The following is an 18,867-nucleotide window of genomic DNA, read 5'->3' as shown; positions in this document are numbered from 1 at the left end:
GGTCGCCTCGCTCAGAAGTCGATGGCCGCGAAGAACACCGCGAAGAGCCCATCGAGGACGATGACCATGAAGATAGACTTGACGACTGAGGCGGTGACGTGGCGGCCGAGCGACTCGGCCGAGCCCTCGACCATGAACCCCTCGACCGAGGCGATGATGCCGATGATCAGCGCCATGAACGGCGCCTTGATCAACCCGATGGCGAGGTGCCGAAAGCCGATCGCGTTCTGGAGCCGGAAGGTGAACGCCTCGAGCGACAGGCCGCCATAGAGGAACGAGGTCATCGCGCCGCCGGCGAGCGCCGCGAGATCGGCCAGGAAGGCCAGCATCGGCAGGGCGAGCATCAAGGCGATGATGCGCGGGACGATCAGGATCTCGATCGGGTCGAGGCCCATGACGCGCAGCGCATCGACCTCCTCGCGCATCCGCATCGAGCCGATCTCCGCCGTGAAGGCCGAGCCGGAGCGCCCCGCCACCATGATCGAGGTGAGCAGCACCCCGAGCTCGCGCAGGGTGAGGATGCCGATCATGTTGACGACGTAGGTCTGGGCCCCGAAGCGCTGGAGCTGGATGATGCCCTGCTGGGTGACGATGCAGCCGACCAGGAACGAGATCAGCATGATGATCGGCGCGCCGCGCAAGGCGATCTGCTCGATCTGGTTGACGAGCGCCGGTCCGCGGAAGCTGCGCGGGCGGGCGAGCACCCGCAGGCAGCCCGCCACCACCTCGCCCAGGAAGGCGAGCCCGGACAGGCCCTCGCGGCCGAGGCTGCGCACCCCCGCGCCCAGGCTCGCGACCGGATCGAGGGGGTGGAAGCGCCGGCGGCGCGACGCCGGCGCCGCCTCGCGGTAGGCGACCTCGCGCAGGAGGATCAGGTGCTCGGGGGAGGCGCCCGCGTAGGTCGTGCCGGCCGGAAGGGCGGCGCGGGTCCGCTCCAGCACCCAGGCGCCGAGGGTGTCGAGGCGGGCGAGGCCCGAGAGGTCGATGACGAGGGGCAAGCCGACGGCAGGACTTGCACCGGCAGTACTTGCACAGGCAGGACTTGCAGCGGCCAGCATCTCGGCGGAGGCGGCCTCGACGGCGGGGGCCTGGTCGGCGGTCCAGCGGCCGGCGAGGCGCGCGGCGATCCCGTCGCGCGCGCGCTCGACCGCGACGCGGGCCGGATCGGCCCCCCGCGTGATGGGTGCGGTCGGCACGGGCCGGCCTCCCTCGTTCGCCACAACAATCCCCTCGCGGCGGTCCTATACCGCGTGATGCTAACAATTCGCAAACCATGGCCCGCGTGCCGCGACCCGGCGTCGTGCCTACCTCCGGGCCGTCCTCGGTCGGGCACTCCTGGCGGCCGCCACGGTCAGGGCGAGGCCGAGGCCGGCCACCGGCAGCATCAACCCGAAGGCGAGCGACCCGCCGCCGGCCCGGTAGGCCGCCCCGCTCGCCAGGGTGGCGGTGGCCGAGGCGAGGGCGGAGCAGGCCGCGTAGGTTCCTTGCGCGGCGCCGCGCGCGCCCTCGGGAGCGAGGCGCGACAGGGCCGCCATGGCGCCGAGCTGCGTCGCCCCGAAGGTCAGGCCGTGCAGGACTTGGAGCGGCAGGACGAGGGCGGGCAGGCCGGCCGCCGCGAGCAGCCCGGCCCAGCGCAGGAGCGCCGCCCCGGCTCCGAGCGCGAGCAGCCGGAACGGCGCGTCGCGCAAGGCCCGGATGCGGCCGGCGAGGGCGAAGAACGCGATCTCGGCGACGACGCCGATGCCCCAGGCGAAGCCGGTCGTCGCCGGCGTCAGGCCGAGGGTGCCCCAGTGGATCGACCCGAAGGCGTAGACCGCGGCGTGGCTCGACTGGATCGCCGCGCCGGCCGCGATGGCGAGCCACAGGGCGGCGGGCAGTCGCGCCCGCCCGGCCACGCGGGGTGCCCGGGGGGCGCTCTCCGCCCGGCGCAGCAGGAGCGCGGCCCCGCAGGCCGAGGCGAGCTCCAGCCCGGCGAGGAAATGGGTGATGCTGCCGGTGCCGAGGAGGCCGAGGAGCCAGCCGCCCAGCAGGGTGGCGGCGAGGAAGCCGAGCGAGCCGCCGAGGCGGATCCGGGCGTAGTCGAGGCCGGACCCGCGCCGCACCGCGGCGAGGCTCTGGTAGTCGAGGCAGGGCACCAGCGGCGCCCCGGCGACGGCGTTGAGGACGATCAGCCCGGCCAGCACCGGCCAGCCGAGTCCGGCGGCGGACGGCATCAGCGCGTAGGTGGCGGCGAGGCCCAGGCTGCCGGCGACCATCAGCCGGCGCGGCGCGAGGCCGCTGTCGATCAGCCCGACGAGGGGTGCCGTCGCGACGATCCGGACCAAGATCGGCAGCGCCACCAGGGCGGCGATCAGCTCCGGCCCGAGGCCGAGGCCGGACAGCCAGAGCGGCAGGAACGGCATCGCCACGCCGATGCCGGCGAAGACCGCCGCGTAGAGCAGGGCGAGGCGCGGGCCGTCGCCGAGGAGAAGCGGGGGAGGCGGCACGGGAACCCTGGGACGGGGAGGGCCGGCGAGCGGACCGAATCAGTCCGCCCCGGGCGGGCCTGGCGTAAGCCGCCGTTAACGCCGGGATGTCAAGCGTAAACACCGAGAACGCCTCCGGGCGACGCCGCCGAAGCGTTTCGTCGGGCCGGCGATGACAGGGCAGGTGAGATGGCCGGGACCCCTTCGCTCCCCGCTCCGCGGGAGGAGTACGACGTCATCGAGGGTGCGATGCTGGAGACGGCGCGGGGGCGCTGGTTCCTGGGCGAGTACGCCAAGCGCAACCGCACCGCCGATACCGACGTGCTGCTCCAGGCGATCGGCCGGCTCGAATCCGCCGTGGTCGGCGAGCGCGGCCCCTCCGGGATGGAGCGCCTGCGCTTCGACCTGATCGAGATGGCCAAGGCGATCAGCCGGACCAAGTCCGAGATCGCGGCGATCCACACCCCCGACCAGGACCAGAGCCAGCTCGGCGCCGCCTCCGAGGCCCTCGACGGCATCGTGCGCACCACCGAGCGCGCCACCTCCGACATCCTTCAGGCCGCCGAGGAGGTGCAGGAGGTCGCCTGGACCCTGCGCGAGACCGGGGCCGACAGCCGCGTCTGCGACCGCCTCGACCAGAACGCGACCCAGATCTACACCGCCTGCTCGTTCCAGGACCTGACGGCGCAGCGCACCAGCCGCATCGTCAACACCCTGCGCTACCTCGAGCAGCGCCTGACCGCGATGATCGAGATCTGGGCGAGCGAGGACGATCCGCCGGCCCCGGCCGCGCACCGGCCCGACGTGCCGGACACCACCCTCGACCAGGACGACGTCGACCAGATCGTGGCGACCGGCAAGTCGGCCGACAGGGCGGCCGGCCCGGATCAGGGCGCGGACGAGGCCGGGGACGAGGAGCCGGCCTCGGGTCCGCGCCTGCGCCTGGTCGAGCCGGCCTTGCCGGACGACGACATCGCCTTCGTGCCGGTCCGCGACGAGGCGCCGGCCGCCGACGACGCGGTCGCGCTGGAGGACGCGTTCGCGGAGATCGACGACCTCGCCCTCGACGAGAAGCTCGCCCGCTTCACCTGACGAGCGGCGGCGCGGGGGCGACGTCCTGGCGCGGGACGTCCGCCCTCGCGGCGCCCCAATCGCCTCGCAGGGACCCTCGACCCCCGCCAGACCTTCACGCCGAGCCGCGATGTCCCTGCACCTCCTCAAGCTCTGCGTCGGCTGCGACTCGATCGCCGACCTCGAGGAGTGGATCGCCGCCCGCCGGGCCGAATCCGTGCGCCTCGGCCGCCCGCACGAGCAGGCCCACATCACCCGCATGGTGCCGAAGCGCGGCGACGAGATCGTCGGAGCGGGCTCGCTCTACTGGGTGATCCGCGGCCAGATCGCCTGCCGCCAGCCGGTGCTGGCGATCCGCCCCTTCACAGACGGCGAGGGCATCGGCCGCTGCCGCCTCGTCCTCGACCAGGAAGTCACCCCGGTCGAGCCCCGCCCGTGCCGGCCGTTCCAGGGCTGGCGCTACCTCGCGCCCATGGACGCCCCGCGCGACATCTCCCGGGCCGCCGCCGGCGACCTCGCCGCGATGCCGGAGACGATGCGGCGGGAGTTGGCGTCGCTGGGCTTGCTCTGACGACGGGACGACCGGACCCCGTGCATTCACGACCGGGTACATTCACGAGTCATGGCGGACGAGTTTGAAGCCCTCGGTGTCATCCCGGGGCCGCGCAGCGGAACCCGGGAGCCAGAACCACCGGCGCTTCCGGACGACGCGGAAAGCGATCCGTCTCTTCCTCCCACGTCAGCGGTTGCGGATCCCGGGTTCTCGCCTTCGGCGAGCCCCGGGATGACCCTGCGGGTGGGAGAACCATCGGTCTGAAAGACACGCGCCGCCCTCCGGTCCCGTGGGGACCGGAGGGCGGCAGTTTCTGTCGGGGACCGGATCCGGAGCATCCGCTCCCGGGTCTCACGCCCCCTCGAAGCGCCCGCTGGCATGGGCCAGCATCGTGTAGACCTTGCCGCTCTCCGAGGTGAGGTAGGCGTTGGCCCGGCGCGGGTCCTTGTCGGTGCGGGAGACCTCGCCGAGCAGGCGCTCGAACTCCCGCACGTAGTGGTCGACGGTCCGGCGGAAATCCGGCTCGGCGCGGTAGCGGCGGCGGATCTCGTCGAAGGTCTGCTGGCCCTCCGCCGTGTAGAGGCGGCGGGTGAACAGATCCGTCTCGCCGCGCCGGTAGCGTTCCCACAGGTCCACCGCGGCCGCGTGCTCGATCATCCGGGCGATGTTGCTGGAGATCGAGTCGATCGCGGCGGAGCCGGCCCGGTCGGCGCCGGTGTTCTGGCCCGCCTTGCCCGCCTGATCCGTCTTCTCCTGGCCCGGCTTCTCTTGGCCTCCCTTGGCCGCAGCCTTGCCGGCCGCCGGCGCCTCGTCCTCATCGTCCTGCGACGCGCGGGAGAGGAGGTCGGAGAGCCAGCCGCCGGACCCGGTGCGGGGGAGGGCGGCGTCGCGCCGCGCCTCGCCGGCGGGCCGGTTCGCGGCCTGAGGCGCGGCCGGACGGGCCGGGCCTTGCGCCGATCCCTGCGCCGAAGCCGGACGGGCCGAGACTTGAGCGGGGACCTGAGCCGTACCTTGGGCCGAACCTTGGGCCGGGCGCGCCGGGGCGGCCTGAGGCGCGGGCTGAGCCGGAGCCTGGACCGCCGGCTTCGGTGCCGACGGCCGGGCGGCCTGCGCCGAACCCTGCACCGGAGCGGGCTGCGCCGGGGCCTGAGCCTGCGGGCTCTGACCTTGCGGCTTCTGGACCGCCGGGCCCTGGACCGAAGCAGCGGACCGGCCGGCTTCCGCGGCGCGGGGCTGGGCCAGCGGCTGAGCCGAGGGCTGGGCGACATCGACCGCACGGGGCGAGCGCTGGACCAGGGCCGAGAGCTCGTTCAGGGCCCTGATCTGCTCGGCCACCACCCGGCGCATCTCGCCGGTGGCGTCCTGCGCCTCCTGCGGGATGCTGACCACGCCGCGCTGCAGGTCGCCGCGGATCTCCTCCAGGGTGCGGCGGATCTCGCTCGCCATGCCGCGCATGGATTCCACCGTGCCCTGGAAGCGTTCGGCGGCGTCGCCGAAGGCCTCGCGCATCTCGCCCGAGGCGCCGGCCACCGCCTGGCGGACCGACTCGGCCGCCCGCTCGCCCTCCTGGCCGGTACCGGAGCGCAGGCGCTCGAACGCCTCCGTCACGGCGCTGCCGGCCTGGCGGGCGCTGGCCTCGATCTCGCGGCCGAGCGCCTGGGTGCGGGCCTCGATGGTCTTGAGCGTCGCCTCGACCCGGGCGCCGACGCCCTCCGTGGCGGCGGCGAGGGCCGCCGAGCGGGCATCGATGCTGCCGAGCAGGGCGTCGATCTCGGTCCGGCGCTCGCCGAGCGAGGCGTTGACCCGGCCCTCGGCGCCTTCCAGCGCGCCGGCGGCCGCCGTGAGGTCGCCGATATGCTGGCGCGCGGTCTCGGTCAGGGCCTTGCCGCGGGCGTCGAGCGTCGCGGCGAGGCCCGCCGCCTGGCGGAGCGCCCCGGTCGCCGCGCCCTGGAGCGCGCCGACCTGCTCGGCGACCCGGTCGGAGGCCTTGCCGGTCTCGACGGCGATCTCGGCGAGCGCCGACTGGATCTCCTGCACCCGGCCCGACAGCCCGCCCTCGATCGCCGAGAGGTTCTCGCCGGACTTGCCGATGAGGTCCTGGAGCGCGCCGCAGGCGGCCTCGATGCGGCCGATCAGGCCGCCGAGCTCGCCCCCGAGGCGTTGGTTGACCTGCGTCAGGGCCTCGACCGCCCGGGCCGCGCCCTGGTCGGCCGCCCGGCGCAGGGTCTCGGCCGCCTCGGAGGAGAGGGCCGCCAGCGTCTCGGCGCGTTCGCCGAGCACCGCCACGGCGCCGCCCATCCCCTCGGTCACCGCCCGCTCCAGCGCCTCGCTGCGCTGGGTCAGCACCGTGACCAGCTCGCTGCCGGGGCCCTCGACGAGGTCGCGCAGCTGCGCCACCTGGCGGTCGAGCCCCTCGACGGTCTGGCCGCTCGCCGCCAGCGCCGCCACGAGGGCGCCGCCGCGCTGGTCGATCGTGCGTTGCAGCGAGGCGGTGGTCGCCTCGAGGGTCTGGCCCAAGCGCCCGCCGCGCTCGTCGACGATCTGGCGCAGGGCCTCGACCCGCTCGGCGAGGCCGCGGTTCAGCTCGTTGCCGCGCCCGTCGATCGCCTGGGTCAGGTCGCGGGCGGTCTCGGCGAGCGCCCGGGTCAGGGTGGTGCCGCGCTGGTCGATCAGCGCCGCGAAGGCCGCGGCGCGGCGGTCGAAGCCCGAGCTCAGCTGGGCGCTGCGCTCGTCCACCGCCGCGGCGAGCGCGGCGGAGCGCTCGTCCATGGCGCCGTGCAGGCTCGCGACCCGCTCGTCGAGGGCCGCCGTGAGCGCCGCGGTGCGGGCGTCGACCAGGGCCGCGTAGGCGTCGCTGCGGTCGTCGAAGGCGTCGGCCAGGGCCTCGCCGCGGGCCGCCACCAGGGCCGCGAAGGCGCGCATCCGGCCGTCGATCCGGGCCGTGAAGGCCGCCGAGCGCTCGTCGACGCTGCCCGACAGGGCCTCGGTACGGGCCTGCATCAGCGCGGCGAGCTCCGCCGCCTTGGCGTCGACCAGCATCCCGAAGGCCGCGGCGCGCTCCTCGACGGTGCCGCCGAGCGCCTCGATGCTCGCCCGCAGCTGCTGGGCCACCGCCTCGCCGCCGGCGTCGAGCCGCTGGGCCAGCGCCTCGACCTGCCCGCCGAGCACCGCGTCGAGGGCGGCGCGGCTGCGCTCGAGGGCGGTGGACAGCTCGGCCACGCGGGCGTCGAGCAGGGCGGCCAGCGCCGCGCCGCGGCCGTCGAAGGTCTCGGCGAGGTCGCTGTTGCGCGAGTCGAGCAGGCCGGCCAGCGCGTCGCCGCCGCTGCGGATCGTGGCGGCGAGCACGTCGATGCGCTCCTGGACCCGGCGGGCCAGGACGTCGCCGGCGCCGGTCAGCTCGGCGAGCGCCCGCTGGCGGCCGTCGATCAGCCGCACCAGGTTGCCGCCGCCCTGCTCGATCGTGCCCGCGATGGCCTCCTCGCGCTCGCGCAGCAGGGACGCCAGCGCTTCCACGCGCTCGGTGAGGGTCCGGGCGAGCGCGGTGCGGTGCCCGTCGAGGGCGTCGCCGAGGCCGGCCTCGCGCTCCGAGAGGAGGCCGGACACGGCTTGAGCGCTGCGCGACACCGCGTCGCCGAGCGTCGCGACGCGGGATTCGAGCAGGCCGGCGGCCTCCTCGCCCCTCGCCGCGATCAGGCCCGCCAGGGCCTCGCCGCGACGGTCGAGGGTGGTCTCCAGCGCCCGCGACCGGGCCTCGATCAGGCCGTCGAGGTCGTTGAGCGCCGCCTCGATGCGGCCCGACAGGCTGGTGCCGCCGGATTGCGCCGCCCGGACGAAGGCCTCGGTGCGGTCGTCCAGCATCCCGGCGAGCGCCTGGGCGCGGGCCTCCACTGCCTCCGCGAAGGCCGCGCCGCGGCTCTCGACCAGGTGGTCGAGGGCGGCGAGGCGGTCGTCGAACAGACGCGAGAGAGCGTGGGTGCGCTGGTCGACGGTGCCGACGGCGCGGCCGACGCGCTCCTCCAGCGTCGCCGCCAGGGTGTCGCCGCCTTCCGCGAGCACGCCGCGCAGGGTGCCGACCCGGTCGTCGAGCACGGCGCCGAGGGCGCCGGCCTGGTCGTCGAGCACCTGGCGCACCGCGCCGGCGCGCTGCTCCAGGGCGTCGTGCAGGGCGCGGATCCGGTCGTCGAGACCGGCATGGAGCGCCGCCGACTGGCCGTCGAGCAGCCCGCGCAGGGTCGCGGCCTGCTCGTCCAGGAGGCCGCCGAGGGCCCGCAGGCGCTCGCCGAACAGGTGCTCGATGTGCCCGCCACGCTCGTCGAGCAGGGTGGCCAGCGCAGTGCCGCGCTCACCCACCACGGTCTCCAGGCGGCCCGAGCCCTCGGCGAGGACGCGGTCGGCCTCTTCGATCGTCTCGCGCAACGCCCCGAGCACGGCCTCGCCGCGCTTGCCGATGAGGTCGGTCAGCGCCGTGCCGCCGCGGTCGAACAGCCGCGCCAGCTCGGTCATGCGGCCGGCGAGCGAGCCGAACAGCGCCCGGCCGCGCTCGTCGATCTCCTGCGCCATGGCGGCGGTGCGCTCGTCGACGAGGCGCGCCAGGGACTCGCCGCGTCCCTCGAAGGCGGCGCGGATGGCCTCGGCCTGGGCGGCGAGGTCGCGGCTCGCCTCGCCGCTGTGGTTCTCCACGAAGGTGACGAGCTCGCGGGTGCGGGCGCCCAGTTCCTCGTCGAGGCGGCGGGTGCGGCTCTCGATCAGGTGCAAGGCCTCCTCGGCCTTCACGCCGAAGGTCTCGTCGACGATGCGGCCGCGCTCGTCGAGGGCCTGGGCGAGGCCGTCGAGGCGGGCGATCACCCGCTCGTCGAAGCGGGCGGCACCGGCATCGAGGGAGCGGGTCAGCTCCTCGGTGCGGCGGCCGAGCTCGTCGCCGATCTCGCCGACGCGGGCGGTCAGCGTGTCGCTCATCGCCTGGCTGCGGGCGGTGATGGCGCGGGCGAGCTCGTCGGCGCGGCCGTCGAGGGCCTGGGCGACCTCGCGGCCGCCCTCGGCCATCACCCGGGCCATCTCGCCGGCCCGCACGATCAGGGCCTCGTTCAGCGCCGTGGCACGGGCGCCGATATGCTGGTCGACATGGGCCACCATGGTGCTGAAGGTGGCGCCGATCTCGGCGGTGCGCTTGGCCGAGCGGTCCTCGAGCGCCCCGAGCTGGGCCTCGACGGCCTCGCGCGCCTCGCGGGTGCGCTCGGCGATGGTCTCGGCCACGGCGCGGCCCTGGACCGTGATGAGGCGGTCCATCTCCTCCAGGCGGCCGGAGACGCTCGCGGTGAGATCGTGGGTGTCGCGGGAGATGCGGTCGGCCAGGATGTCGCCGCGGGCGATGGCGTCCTGGAGCGCGGCGAGGCGGCTGGTCAGCACCTCGTCGATGGCGCGGCCGCCCGTCTCGGCGGCGCTGGCGAACGCGGCGCCGGTCTTGTCGAGAGCGTCGTTGACCCGCGCGCCCTGGCTCGCCACCGCCACGACGATGTCGCGGCCGGCCTCCGCGAGGCGGGTCTGGGTCTCCTCGGCGTGCCGGCCGATCAGGTCGGTCAGCGCGCGGCCATTGTCCTCGAAGGCGGTCCCGACCTCGGCGAGGCGGGTGTCGAGGGCGCCGGTGGCGGATTCCGCCGCGAGCGCCAGGGCCGCCGCGACGTCCTCGGCCTGCCGCGTCAGGTGCTCGACCGCGCCCCGCAGGGTCGCGTCGGTGGCCTGCGTGCGGTCGGCCACCTGACGGCTGGCCTCCTCGGCGGCGCGGGCGAAGGCGGCGGTGGCCGCGAGCGTGCGCGCATCGAGGGCGCCGGTCGCCGTCTCGGCCGCGCGCTCGATCGCGAGCGCCGCCTCCTCGGCGCGGCCCGCCAGTCCGACCACCGCGCCGTGCAGCGCCGTGTCGGCCTCGCCCGCCCGCGTCCCGATCAGTGCGGCTGCCTCCTCCGCCACCCGGGCGAAGGACGCGGCAGCATCGGCCAGACGCGCCTGCAGCGCGCCCGTCGCCTCCTCGGCACCCTGCCGGAACGCCTCGACGCTCTCGGCCGTGCGGGCCCCGACCGCGCCGCTCGCCGTCTCGGCGGCGCGGCGCAGCACCTCGGCGGCCTCTTCCGCCCGCGCGCCCAGCTCGCCGGTCGTCGCGGTCGTCGCCTGCCGGAACAGCTCGGCCGCGGCCTGGCTGCGGGCATCGAGCTCGGCGCCGGTGGTCTCCAGCGTGCGCCGGAAGATGTGCGCCACCTCGACCGTGCGGGTGCCGAGCGCGCCCGTCGCCTGCTCGGCAGCGCGGCGCATGATCTCGGCGGCCTCCGTCGAATGGCCCTGGAGCGCGTCGCCGACCGTGTCGGCCGACGCGGTGAGGGCGGCGGCGGCGGCCTCGGCCCGCTCGGCGAGGCCGGCGAGCGCGGTGCGCAGGGACGCGTCGGCGGTCTCGGTGCGCTCGCCGATCAGGCGGCCGGCCTCATGCGCGGCAGCCGCGAAGGCGGCGGTCGCAGCGGCGGTGCGCCCGTCGAGGGCGCCGGTGGCGCTCTCGGCGGCGAGAGCGAGGGCGGCGGACACGTCCTCGGCCTGGCGCGTCAGGTGCTCGACGGCCTTGCGCAGGGTCGCGTCGGTGGTCTCGGTGCGCTCGGCCACGAGGCGCCCGGCCTCCTCGGCGGCGCGGGCGAAGGCCGAGGCCGCCGCCAGAGTACGCGCATCGAAGTGACCGGTCGCCTGCTCGGCGGCCGCCGCGATCGCCGAGGCGACCTCGTCCGCCCGCCCGGCCAGGCCGTCGACCGCGCCCCGCAGGGTTTGGTCGGCGGCAGCGGCGCGCTCGGTGACGAGGCGGCCGGCGGCGTCCGCGGCCTGTGCGAAGGCGGTGGTCGCCGCCAGCGTGCGCGCATCGAGGGCGCCGGTCGCCGTCTCGGCCGCGAGCCCGATCGCAAGCGCCGCCTCCTCGGCGCGGCCCGCCAGTCCGACCACCGCGCCGTGCAGCGCCGTGTCGGCCTCGCCCGCCCGCGTCCCGATCAGCTGGGCTGCCTCCTCCGCCACCCGGGCGAAGGACGCGGCAGCATCGGCCAGACGCGCCTGCAGCGCGCCCGTCGCCTCCTCGGCACCCTGCCGGAACGCCTCGACGCTCTCCGCCGTACGGGCGCCGACCGCCCCCGTCGCCGTCTCGGCGGCGCGGCGCAGCACCTCGGCGGCCTCTTCCGCCCGCGCGCCCAGCTCGCCGGTCGTCGCGGTCGTCGCCTGCCGGAACAGCTCGGCCGCGGCCTGGCTGCGGGCATCGAGCTCGGCGCCGGTGGTCTCCAGCGTGCGCCGGAAGATGTGCGCCACCTCGACCGTGCGGGTGCCGAGCGCGCCCGTCGCCTGCTCGGCGGCGCGGCGCATGATCTCGGCGGCTTCCGTCGAATGGCCCTGGAGCGCGTCGCCGACCGTGTCGGCCGACGCGGTGAGGGCGGCGGCGGCGGCCTCGGCCCGCTCGGCGAGGCCGGCGAGCGCGGTGCGCAGGGACGCGTCGGCGGTCTCGGTGCGCTCGCCGATCAGGCGGCCGGCCTCATGCGCGGCAGCCGCGAAGGCGGCGGTCGCAGCGGCGGTGCGCCCGTCGAGGGCGCCGGTGGCGCTCTCGGCGGCGAGAGCGAGGGCGGCGGACACGTCCTCGGCCTGGCGCGTCAGGTGCTCGACGGCCTTGCGCAGGGTCGCGTCGGTGGTCTCGGTGCGCTCGGCCACGAGGCGCCCGGCCTCCTCGGCGGCGCGGGCGAAGGCCGAGGCCGCCGCCAGGGTACGCGCATCGAAGTGACCGGTCGCCTGCTCGGCGGCCGCCGCGATCGCCGAGGCGACCTCGTCCGCCCGCCCGGCCAAACCCTCGACCGCGCCCCGCAGGGTCGCGTCGGCCGCCTGCGCCCGGTCGCCGACCAGGCGTCCGGCCGCTTCCGCCGCTTGGGCGAAGGCGGTGGTCGCCGCCAGCGTGCGCGCATCGAGGGCGCCGGTCGCCGTCTCGGCCGCGCGCCCGATCGCGAGCGCCGCCTCCTCGGCGCGGCTCGCCAGTCCGACCACCGCGCCGTGCAGCGCCGTGTCGGCCTCGCCCGCCCGCGTCCCGATCAGTTGGGCTGCCTCCTCCGCCACCCGGGCGAAGGACGCGGCAGCATCGGCCAGACGCGCCTGCAGCGCGCCCGCCGCCTCCTCGGCGCCGTGCCGGAACGCCTCGACGCTCTCCGCCGTGCGGGCCCCGACCGCCCCCGTCGCCGTCTCGGCAACGCGGCGCAGCACCTCGGCGGCCTCTTCCGCCCGCGCGCCCAGCTCGCCGGTCGTCGCGGTCGTCGCCTGCCGGAACAGCTCGGCCGCGGCCTGGCTGCGGGCATCGAGCTCGGCGCCGGTGGTCTCCAGCGTGCGCCGGAAGATGTGCGCCACCTCGACCGTGCGGGTGCCGAGCGCGCCCGTCACCTGCTCGGCGGTGCGGCGCATGATCTCGGCTGCCTCCGTGGAGCGGCCCTGGAGCGCGTCGCCGACCGTGTCGGCCGACGCGGTGAGGGCGGCGGCGGCGGCCTCGGCCCGCTCGGCGAGGCCGGCGAGTGCGGTGCGCAGGGACGCGTCGGCGGTCTCGGTGCGCTCGCCGATCAGGCGGCCGGCCTCCTCGGCAGCGACCACGAAGGCGGCGGCGGCAGCGGCGGTGCGTCCGTCGAGGGCGCCGGTGGCGCTCTCGGCGGCGAGAGCGAGGGCGGCGGACACGTCCTCGGCCTGGCGCGTCAGGTGCTCGATCGTGCTGCGCAGGGACTCGTCGAGGGACTGGGCGCGGGTCGCCAGGGTGCGGCCGGCCTCGTCGGCGGCGCGGGCGAAGGCGGTCGCGGCCTCCTCGGTCTGCGCGCCGACATGGCCGGTCGCGGCCTCGGCGGCGGCGCGGAAGCGCGCGGCCAGGGCCGCGGCGCGGGCGTCGAGGTCGGCGCCGATCTCGTCCGCGGTGCGGCGCAGGGCGTCGCCGGCATCGGCGGTGCGGGCCTCGAAACCGCCCTGCAGGGTGTCGGCCGCGAGCGCGAACGCGGCCTGCGTCTCCCGGGTGCGCTGGTCGAGACCCTCGGCGAGGTCGCGGCTGCGGGTCTCGAAGGCGAGGCTGAGGCCGGCCAGCGCCTGGCCGATCCGGTTCTCGGCCTCGCCCGTCCGCTCGGCCACCAGGGCGGCGACGCGCTCGCCAGTCTGGTCCAGGCTGCGCTCGAGGCTGCCGCCATGGCCGACCAGCACCTCCTCGACGCGCCCGATCGTCTCCTCCAGGCGGGCCGCGAGGTCGGCGCCGCGCACGCCCAGCGCCTGGGCCGCGTCCTCGACCAGCGTCGAGAGGTCGTCGCGCACCTTCGTGGCGCGGTCGCCGAAGGCCGTGATCACGCCGTCGCTGGCGCGGGCGAGCCCAGCCTCGGCCGCCGCCGCCCGGGCCTCGATCGCGACCGCCACGCCGTTGCCGGCCTGCTCGATCTCCTCGCGGAGCGCGATGCCGCGGTCGGAGATGTGGGCCGCGATGGCGCTGCCCGAGGCGGCGAACCGCTCGGTGATGGCGCTGCCGGTCTCGGCGAAGCGCTCGGTGAGGTCGCTGCCGCGGGCGAGGAAGCGCTCCTCCAGCCCCTGCGCCGATCGCTCGAAGGTGTCGCGGACCTGGGCGCCCTCGCGGTTGAGGGCCTCGATCACCTCGGCCCCGGTCTCCGCCAGGGTGCGGGCGACGGTGCCGGCATTCTCCGCGAGCGTGCGGGTGAGGAGGCCGCCGGTGCGCTCGAACGCCTCCGTGACCTCGACCGCCCGGGTCTCGAGCGCGCGGCTCAGGGACTCGCCGACGCTGCCGAGATCGGTCTTCACGCCCTCGCTGGTGGCCATCAGGCGCTGCACCAGGTCGTCGCCGCGGCCGGCCACGGCCTCGACCACCCGGTCGCCGGTGGCGGCAAGCGCGGCGGTGACCGCGTCGCCCCGGTCGCCGATCGCCGCCGTGATCGCCTCGCCGCGGGCGCCGAGCGCCGCGGTCACCCGCTCGCCGGCGCCGTCGACGGCCGTCACGATCCGCTCGGCCGCGGTATCGAGCTCCTGGGTCAGGTTCTGGTGCGAGCCCTGGATCGCGCCGCGCACCCGCTCGGCATTGGCGACGATGGATTCGCGCTGCGCCACGAGCTCCTCGACGAGGGAGCGGATGCGGATCTCGTTGTCCGAATAGGCGCGCTCCAGGGTCGAGATCTCGCCGCGCACCAGGGTCTCGAGCTCGCCGGCGCGGGCGAGCGCCCGCTCGACGCCGTCGCCGACCGCCGCGACCTCGCGGCGGACCGCCTGCGACATGGTCAGGACCGCGTCGGTCGAGAAGCCCTCGGGCTCGGCGAGCCGGATCGCCACCTCGCCGACCGCGCGGGCGACGTGGCGCATCTCCTGGGCGCGCACCGCCAGCATCGCGGCGATGAAGAACAGCATCACCGGGGCGAGCACGGCAGCGGCGCCGACCGCGCCCTGGAGGCCGCTGAGCCCGGCGGCGAAGCCGCGCAGGTCGCCGCCGGACTGGCTCCAGGCCAGAGCCGCGAAGCCTGCGAGCCAGAGGAGGGCCGCGACGCTCGCGACGAGGTAGGGCGCGCGCGACGGCTCGATGCGCAGGGTCTGCTGCAGGGCACCGACGCTGCGGCGGTCGTCGTTGGCGACGAGGGAACGGTCGGGCGGCAGGAGCCCGCCCTCGCGGCGGCCGTCGCGGGAGGCGGGCAGGGGGCTGCCGTCGAAGCCGGGCTCCAGGCCGGCGCCGCCCTTCGCCAGCGAGCCCGACAGCGGATCGGAGAGGGGATCGGAATCGTGAACGTCGGGCAGGCGGGGCTCGACGCGGGCTCCATCGGCGTCCATCGCGCGGATGTCGGGCGAGCGGGAATCCGGCCCCGCCGGATGGTCCAGGTTCAGGGCCTGCTCAATCGCCGACAGCGCCGCTTCCGCCGGATCCTTGAGCTTCTTTTCCGTCGCCATCGAACGCCCCGTTACGCCGTGAACGCTACCGGGCGGCCCGTTGAGGCCGCCGCGCCGCATCATCCCCGAGATCCCGCGAAACCCGCGCCGTGCCGCCAGCCGGCGCGATCTCAGCGGTTTACCACGAGAACCTTAGACGCAAGGAGTACCAGCCGGATACCCGGACCGCGCCAACCCTCTCAAAAAGCTTAACGGAATGGTTACCATGTGTCCGTCGCGCCGCGCCGGAGGCCGCTATCCTGCCGCAGAATCTCGGCTTTGCCGGCGGGAGGGCGGGCGGAGGCGGAGGGTGAGCACGCTGTGGACAGAGTTCCACCGGATCCGCCGGAACCTCTGTCGCCCACAGCCGCGCGAGGGCCGTGACCTTGCGCCGGGCCGCACCTTGCGGGATCTGGCCTTCTTTCCCGCCCGAACCGGGCCAGCGCGAGACGCCGGATGGAGCCGCTCCTCGACCGCGAGCACCTCGATCGCCAGACCTTCGGCGACGCCGACCTCGCCCGCGAGGTGCTGGGGCTGTTCGCCGGCCAGTGCGACCGGCTGATCCCCGGGCTGGCCGATCCGGCCCTGGCGCCCGAGGCCCGGGCGGACCTCGCCCACACCCTCAAGGGCTCGGCCCTCGGGGTCGGCGCCGCCCGGGTCGCCGCTCTCGCCGGGCGGCTCGAAGCGGCCCTGCGGGCCGGCGGCGCGGACGACGCGCGCGACGTGGCGCCGGCGCTGGCGCAGGCCGTGCGCGAGACCCTGGCGCTGCTCTGAGCCTCCGGCCACGGTCCATGCTGCGGCGCGTGTGCCGCGCGACGCACGGCGCGCTTGCATTCCGGGGCGGCAGCCGCCAATCAGACCGCGCCGCGTCGTTACGTCCGATCCGCGGCCGCGCTCGAGGCTTCCGGAGTCCCAGATGGTCCAGATCACCTACGTCGATGCCGCCGGCACGCCCCGCACCGTGAAGGGCGAGGTCGGCTCGACCGTGATGGAGACCGCGATCCGCAACAACGTGCCGGGCATCGACGCGGAATGCGGCGGCGCCTGCGCCTGCGCGACCTGCCACGTCTATGTCGGCGAGGACTGGGCGGAGGCCGTCGGCCCGGCCGAGCCGATGGAGCAGGACATGCTCGACTTCGCCTCGGACGTGCGGCCGAGCTCCCGCCTGTCGTGCCAGATCCGGCTCAAGCCCGAGCTCGACGGCCTCACCGTCACGACCCCGGCCCGCCAGGGCTGAGGCGCCGGGCGCGGCGGACAACCTCCTGTTCCGTAGAGAAATGGCGCATCCTACCTGGGGTTGAGCGGCGTGAACGCCCGACATCAGCCCCGATCACCGTACGACATCCCGCGCGGAACCGATCGGGCAAGCAGCCTAGACCGCGTCAGCCACGTACTTTCTTAAGCAACGTTGTTCGAAGATCGCGACCGACATCCGGGACCGGAGCCCGGATCGGGAGACGCGACGTGACGAACCAGGCCCGACGCATGGGCAACGAGCGCACCGAGACCGGCTGCGCCCTGTCGGACATCGCCGCCGCGGCGACGACCTTGCGCAAGGCCGCGCACGACAAGACGCAGCGCATCCGCCAGATCACCAGCCAGGTGAAGATGCTGGCCCTGAACGCCCGCATCGAGAGCAGCCGGGTCGGCGAGCACGGGCGCGGCTTCACGGTGGTGGCCAACGAGGTCGGCGCCGTCGGGGAGGCCATCGCCGGCCTCGCCCGGGAGCTGGAGGCCGATGTCGACGGACGCATCGTCGGGCTGCAGGATCAGGTCTCCCGGCTGGTGACCCGGGCCCAGGGCGAGCGCCTGGTCGACCTCGCCCTCAACGCGGTGGAGCTGATCGACCGCAATCTCTACGAGCGGACCTGCGACGTGCGCTGGTGGGCGACCGACGCGGCGGTGGTCGCCTGCGCGGCGGCGGAATCGTCTTCCGAAGCGGCAGGCTTCGCGAGCAGGCGGCTCGGCGTGATCCTGTCGGCCTACACGGTCTATCTCGATCTCTGGCTGTGCGACCTCGACGGGCGCATCCTCGCCACCGGCCGGCCCGACCGCTTCCCGGGCCTGCGCGGCCAGAGCGTGGCGCAGGAGCCCTGGTTCCGGCAGGCCGCCGCGCTCGCTTCGGGCGACGAGTACAGTTCGGCCGACATCCGCGCGGAGAGCCGCCTCGGCGGCGCCCAGGTGGCGACCTACTGCGCCAGCGTGCGCCGGGACGGCGAGGCCGCAGGCCGGCCCCTCGGCGTGCTGGCGATCCATTTCGACTGGGAACCGCAGGCCCGCGCGATCGTCCAGGGCGTGCGGGTCGCGCCCGAGGATCGCGCCCGCACGCGGGTGCTGCTCGTGGATGCCGGGCAAAGGGTGATCGCCGCGAGCGACGGCGCCGGCCTCCTCACCGAACGGCTGCGCGTCGACCTCGCCGGTCCGGACAGCGGCGTCGTTCCGACCACGGGAGGCCGGGGCCTCGTCGCCTATCACCGCACGCCCGGCTACGAGACCTACCGGGGCCTCGGCTGGTACGGGGTGATCGTGCAGGGGGCGTGAGCGGCCCGAGCATTTTCCGACGAAGTGGATACCGGTTCGTCGAAGAAAATGCGGCAAAATCAAAGACCTGGAGCATCGTTCGATTGCAGCGCAATCGTACGGGGCTCTAGCGCAGCAGCGCCCGCGTCGCCTGGTCGATCCCCTCCAGCGTCAGCGGGTACATCCGGTCGGAAAAGATCTGCCGGATCATCGCGTTCGATTGCGAGTAGCCCCACTGCGCCTGCGGCACCGGGTTGAGCCAGGCCACCTTCGGGAAATGGGCCAGCACCCGCTCGAGCCAGACCCGCCCGGGCTCCTCGTTCCAGTGCTCGACCGAGCCGCCCGCCATCGCGATCTCGTAGGGCGACATCGCCGCGTCGCCGACGAACACCACCCGGTAATCGGACGGGTAGGTGCGGATCACGTCGAGGAGCGGCGTGCCCTCGGTGTGGCGCCGGCGGTTCTCCTTCCAGACTTTCTCGTAGAGGCAGTTGTGGAAGTAGAAGTGCTCGAAGTGCTTGAACTCCGAGCGGGCGGCGGAGAAGAGCTGCTCGGCGAGCTCGACGTGCCAGTCCATCGAGCCGCCGACGTCGAGGAACAGCAGCACCTTGACGGCGTTGCGCCGCTCCGGCCGCAGGCGGAGATCCAGCATGCCGTGGCGGGCGGTCTCGCGGATCGTGCCGTCGAGGTCGAGCTCCTCCGCCGCCCCGCTGCGGGCGAAGCGGCGCAAGCGCCGCAACGCGAGCCGGATGGTGCGCGAGCCGAGCTCCGCCGAGTCGTCGAGGTCCTTGAAGGTGCGCTGGTCCCAGACCTTCACCGCCCGGAAGTTGCGGTTGCCGTCCTGGCCGATGCGGATGCCCTCCGGGTTGGCGCCGTAGGCGCCGAAGGGCGAGGTGCCCCCCGTCCCGATCCATTTCGAGCCGCCCTGGTGGCGCCCCTTCTGCTCGGCCAGCCGCTCCTTCAGGGTCTCGAACAGCTTGTCCCAGCCGAGGGCCTGGATCTGCGCCCGCTCCTCCTCGGTGAGGTACTTCTCCGCCAGCTTGCGCAGCCACTCCTCGGGAATGGCCTGCGGCTCCACGGCCTCACCGAGGGTGACCACGCCCTTGAAGACGCGGCCGAACACCCGGTCGAACTTGTCGAGGTTGCGCTCGTCCTTCACCAGGGCGGTGCGGGAGAGATAATAGAAATCCTCCACCCGCTGGTCGGCGAGGTCGCGGTCGAGGGCGTCCAGCAGGGTCAGGTACTCACGCAGCGAGACCGGGACCTTGGCGGCGCGCAGCTCGGTGAAGAAGGTCAGCAGCATGGCGCCGATCAACGCGCCAGCAC

General features: G+C 75.2%; 9 protein-coding genes. 5 read left to right on the top strand and 4 right to left on the bottom strand.

Annotated elements, in window-relative coordinates; genetic code table 11:
• Nucleotides 1–11: 11 nt before the first annotated feature.
• Entirely contained in the window at nucleotides 12–1,127 is a 1,116-nt protein-coding gene (locus tag DK412_RS27925) for an ABC transporter permease (RefSeq protein ID WP_245571991.1), read from the bottom strand.
• Between the two features lie 177 nt (nucleotides 1,128–1,304).
• A complete protein-coding gene (locus tag DK412_RS27915; RefSeq protein ID WP_204165455.1) occupies nucleotides 1,305–2,486 on the bottom strand; it encodes an MFS transporter in 1,182 nt (393 codons plus the stop codon).
• Nucleotides 2,487–2,654: 168 nt separating this feature from the next.
• Between DK412_RS27915 and DK412_RS27910 the strand changes: the two genes are divergently transcribed.
• Both DK412_RS27910 and DK412_RS27905 read left to right on the top strand, forming a co-directional pair.
• Nucleotides 2,655–3,557, top strand: coding sequence for a hypothetical protein (locus DK412_RS27910; RefSeq protein ID WP_109974637.1), 903 nt, complete (start codon nucleotides 2,655–2,657; stop codon nucleotides 3,555–3,557).
• A gap of 109 nt (nucleotides 3,558–3,666) precedes the next feature.
• The gene (locus tag DK412_RS27905) at nucleotides 3,667–4,107 is read left to right on the top strand and encodes a DUF1489 domain-containing protein (protein ID WP_109974636.1); all 441 of its coding nucleotides are present in this window, start codon (nucleotides 3,667–3,669) and stop codon (nucleotides 4,105–4,107) included.
• Between the two features lie 333 nt (nucleotides 4,108–4,440).
• Here DK412_RS27905 and DK412_RS31465 read toward each other — a convergent pair whose 3' ends face one another.
• Nucleotides 4,441–15,042 (bottom strand): hypothetical protein, encoded by a 10,602-nt coding sequence (locus tag DK412_RS31465; protein WP_109974635.1) that lies wholly within the window; start codon nucleotides 15,040–15,042, stop codon nucleotides 4,441–4,443.
• A gap of 435 nt (nucleotides 15,043–15,477) precedes the next feature.
• Between DK412_RS31465 and DK412_RS27895 the strand changes: the two genes are divergently transcribed.
• The 3 genes from DK412_RS27895 to DK412_RS27885 all read left to right on the top strand — a co-directional run bounded on the left by DK412_RS27895 (nucleotide 15,478) and on the right by DK412_RS27885 (nucleotide 17,562).
• Complete coding sequence (locus tag DK412_RS27895; RefSeq protein ID WP_109974634.1) at nucleotides 15,478–15,795, top strand: Hpt domain-containing protein; 318 nt, start codon at nucleotides 15,478–15,480, stop codon at nucleotides 15,793–15,795.
• A 142-nt stretch (nucleotides 15,796–15,937) separates the two neighbouring features.
• Entirely contained in the window at nucleotides 15,938–16,258 is a 321-nt protein-coding gene (locus DK412_RS27890; protein WP_093566727.1) for a 2Fe-2S iron-sulfur cluster-binding protein, read from the top strand.
• Nucleotides 16,259–16,485: 227 nt separating this feature from the next.
• Complete coding sequence (locus tag DK412_RS27885) at nucleotides 16,486–17,562, top strand: methyl-accepting chemotaxis protein (RefSeq protein WP_280953962.1); 1,077 nt, start codon at nucleotides 16,486–16,488, stop codon at nucleotides 17,560–17,562.
• 106 nt (nucleotides 17,563–17,668) lie between these two features.
• Here the strand turns inward: DK412_RS27885 and DK412_RS27880 are convergent, their stop codons facing one another.
• Complete coding sequence (locus DK412_RS27880; protein WP_109975538.1) at nucleotides 17,669–18,844, bottom strand: VWA domain-containing protein; 1,176 nt, start codon at nucleotides 18,842–18,844, stop codon at nucleotides 17,669–17,671.
• Nucleotides 18,845–18,867 lie beyond the last annotated feature (23 nt).

Origin of the sequence: Methylobacterium sp. 17Sr1-1, from assembly GCF_003173775.1 — a bacterium.
In the GTDB taxonomy this organism is placed as follows: Bacteria; Pseudomonadota; Alphaproteobacteria; order Rhizobiales; family Beijerinckiaceae; genus Methylobacterium.
Note: the sequence above shows the minus strand (reverse complement) of the source record. Positions and strands in the feature narration are given on the sequence as shown.